The organism is Paraburkholderia sp., assembly GCF_035656215.1.
Classification (GTDB): Bacteria; Pseudomonadota; Gammaproteobacteria; order Burkholderiales; family Burkholderiaceae; genus Paraburkholderia.
In genome coordinates this window covers 1-2,882 of sequence record NZ_DASRSY010000288.1, presented here as the reverse complement: position 1 = coordinate 2,882, position 2,882 = coordinate 1, and the positions used below count along the sequence as shown (strand labels likewise).

General features: G+C 60.6%; 4 protein-coding genes and 1 pseudogene. 3 read left to right on the top strand and 2 right to left on the bottom strand.

The window, feature by feature from the left end; genetic code table 11:
* The coding region (locus tag VFE81_RS16225; protein WP_325045573.1) for a TOBE domain-containing protein at window positions 1-171 on the top strand (171 nt) is incomplete at its 5' end.
* Between the two features lie 17 nt (window positions 172-188).
* A complete protein-coding gene (locus VFE81_RS16220) occupies window positions 189-884 on the top strand; it encodes a GntR family transcriptional regulator (protein ID WP_325045571.1) in 696 nt (231 codons plus the stop codon).
* Window positions 885-893: 9 nt separating this feature from the next.
* Here VFE81_RS16220 and VFE81_RS16215 read toward each other — a convergent pair whose 3' ends face one another.
* A complete protein-coding gene (locus VFE81_RS16215; protein WP_325045572.1) occupies window positions 894-1,943 on the bottom strand; it encodes an MFS transporter in 1,050 nt (349 codons plus the stop codon).
* Between the two features lie 261 nt (window positions 1,944-2,204).
* Here VFE81_RS16215 and VFE81_RS16210 point away from each other — a divergent pair.
* A pseudogene (locus tag VFE81_RS16210) lies at window positions 2,205-2,450 on the top strand (transposase); the annotation flags it as partial.
* Here VFE81_RS16210 and VFE81_RS16205 read toward each other — a convergent pair.
* Window positions 2,431-2,625: a hypothetical protein gene (locus VFE81_RS16205; RefSeq protein ID WP_325045570.1), complete on the bottom strand. Its 195-nt coding sequence runs from the start codon at window positions 2,623-2,625 to the stop codon at window positions 2,431-2,433. The pseudogene VFE81_RS16210 and the gene VFE81_RS16205 sit on opposite strands and share 20 nt — an antisense overlap.
* Window positions 2,626-2,882 lie beyond the last annotated feature (257 nt).

The window sequence follows — 2,882 nt, the reverse complement described above, 5'->3', positions numbered from 1 at the left end:
GACATCACGTATCTCGGCGACGCGATGCATTACGCCGTCGCGACGCCCTGGCAGCAGGAGATTTCGATTCGCATGCCGGCGGGGCATCGCCATGACAGCGGGTTGTCGATCGGCACGCAGGCGCTCGTCGATTGGGACACGCGCGATGTGCGGCTGTTCGCGCAGGCGTGAGCACGGTCATGCACACCATGAGTGACGCTCTGCCTTCGCTGAAAGTCGAACGCCGCACCACGACGTTGCGCGAACTCGCGCTCGAGAAAATGCGTACGGCGATTCTGGAGGCGCATTTTCGTCCGGGCGAACGGCTGGTCGAGCGTTCGCTGTGTGAGGAACTGGGCGTGAGCCGCACGGTAGTGCGCGAGGTTTTACGGCATCTGGAGACGGAAGGACTGGTCGATTCGATCCCGAACCAGGGGCCGATCGTCGCGAGGCTGGATGCCGGGACGGCCGCCGAAATCTACGACATTCGCGCGCTGCTTGAAGGCGATGCGGCGATGGCTTGCGCGCAGCGCGCGGATGAAACGGTGATCGCGCTGCTGGCCGAGTGCATCACTCGGATCCAGCAGGCGTTCGAAGCGCACGCGCATCAGACGGTGCGGGAGCTGACGACCATGTTTTACGAGGCCATGTTCCATGGCGGGGGCAGGAGAGTGTCGTGGGAAATCGTGCAGACGCTCAATGCGCGGATCAACCGTCTGCGCGCAATGACAATCGCTTCCGACGACCGCGGCCGCCAGGCCGTGCAGGAGATGAACCGCATTCTCGACGCGATCCGCGCGCGCGACGCGCAGCGAGCGCGCGATGCGGCCACCGCTCATGTGGCCCGGGTCGCGGATATTGCGGCAGAGATACTGCGGCAAGCGGTTGGGGAGACGCCGGCTTGATGGATGAACTCAGTGCCCGTGACGCTCCCCGACGGCGACCGGCGTCTGTTTCGATTGCCGGCTCAGCATCAGCGTGACGACGGCGGACACGGCCAACGTCGCACCGACTACATACAAGCCCGCTGAATAGCCGCCCGTCACGTTCTTGAGCCAACCGATCGCGAACGGACCCACAAAGCCGCCCAGATTGCCGACCGAGTTGATCATCGCGATGCCCGCGGCCGCGCCGGCGCCTGACAGGAACATGCTGGGCATCGCCCACAACGGCGCCTTGGCCGCGCTGATGCCGATGTTCACGATCACGAGCGCCAGGATGATCATCAACGCGGTTGTCGCGCCCCCGGCGAAAACGAAGCCGAGGCAAGCCACCACGCAGGGAATGACGACGTGCCACGTGCGTTCCTCGGTACGGTCCGAGTGTTTCGCCCACAGGATCATGGCCACGACCGCGAGGACGCTCGGCACGCCGGCCAGCAGACCGGTTTCGAACGACCCGAAGCCATGCTCGCGAATGATCAACGGCGCCCATAAGCCGAGTGTGTACAGTCCCGCCGACGTGCCGAAGTAGATGAGTGCGAGCGCGAGCACACGCGGATCGCGCAGGGCGCTCAGCGCGCCGGCCGTGTGGCCCGAATGCGACTGCTTCGCCTCTGCTTCCATCTTCATCTTCGCGATCAGCCATTCGCGTTCTTCCGGTTGAAGCCATTGCGCTTTCGCCGGCGTGTCTGTCAGAAACTTCAGCACGAAGAAGCCGAGAATGATTGCCGGCACCGCTTCGAGGATGTAGAGCATTTGCCAGTCGGCAAGTCCGGCTATCGGAGGCAGCTTCATGATCGCGCCGGAGAGCGGCGAACCGATGGCGATGGAGATCGGCGCGGCCGCCATGAACCATGCCGCCGCCACCGCGCGTTGCCGCGACGGGAACCACAGGCTCAGATACAGGATGATGCCGGGGAAGAAACCCGCTTCGGCGATACCCAGAATAAAGCGCAGCGCGTAGAAGCTGTTCGGCCCGACCACGAACGCCGACGCGAACGAGACGATCCCCCACGACACCATCACGCGGGCGATCCAGCTGTCAAACGACACAAAGTTGACCGGGAAATTGACTTAAAGTCGTCCCATAGGCAAATTCGGGAGCGCGCGATATTGAAAAACCGTTTCTTATCAACGCGTTGTCGAATAATTGACGTAAAGTCGTCCCATTTAGCTGGACGGCTGACGCCTTCAATGACGACTTTTTGAGGCGATTTTGCCGATACTTCTGAGTTGAGTGCCACGCGGCAAGTTCAGCAGGGCGCGTGAGAGCCGGGTGCAGGAGACGTCATGCGCCCGAAGGTCGAACCGATGAAGGACGTCGCGCGATTGATTCGCCGACACTTCGACGGCATTGTTGCCAGGACTCAGACGCGCCAAACCAACGGCTTCATCGAGGCTATCAACGGCCTGTTTCAAGCCGCCAAACGCAAAGCACGCGGATACGCTCGCTTCGAAACCATGCATACGGTCCTGTTCCTCATCGCGGGAAAACTCAACTTCGCACGCTTTAATGAGCATGCCCGATGAGCCCCATTACCCACTCCGTTTTCAAAAGAGCCGAAAATTTCGACAAGCGCGTCCACATGGATTCGCCGGCGGTGCTCCACTCGGGGCGAGACGTGAAGCGTGCTTCGGCAATGCCCTTCGCCTGCCAGAGAATCGGCGTTTCGTGTTCTTGTTGATCATCACGGGTGATTGTCACCTGCTGATTGCGGACAACGTGGTGCTGCCGGCTTTCTGTGCCAAGACGTACCGACTGCGTTCGACCATTGATGTCCAGAACGGTATATCAAAAGTCAGCGTTGGCTATTACTAGCACTAGTCTTACTGTGTCAATAAAATATTTGCATCAAAGCGATACCTGGTACTATTGAATAATACAGACTTCGGGCGATCGCGATGAGAGAAGATGTCGACGAATTTGACGCGTATCTGAACCATCTGGCGCAGGCGTTAGGG

Coding starts and splice junctions, on each gene's coding strand:
- VFE81_RS16220 (WP_325045571.1), top strand. CDS start 189: ATGAGTGACGCTCTGCCTTCGCTGAAAGTCGAACGCCGCACCACGACG.
- VFE81_RS16215 (WP_325045572.1), bottom strand. CDS start 1,943: ATGGTGTCGTGGGGGATCGTCTCGTTCGCGTCGGCGTTCGTGGTCGGG.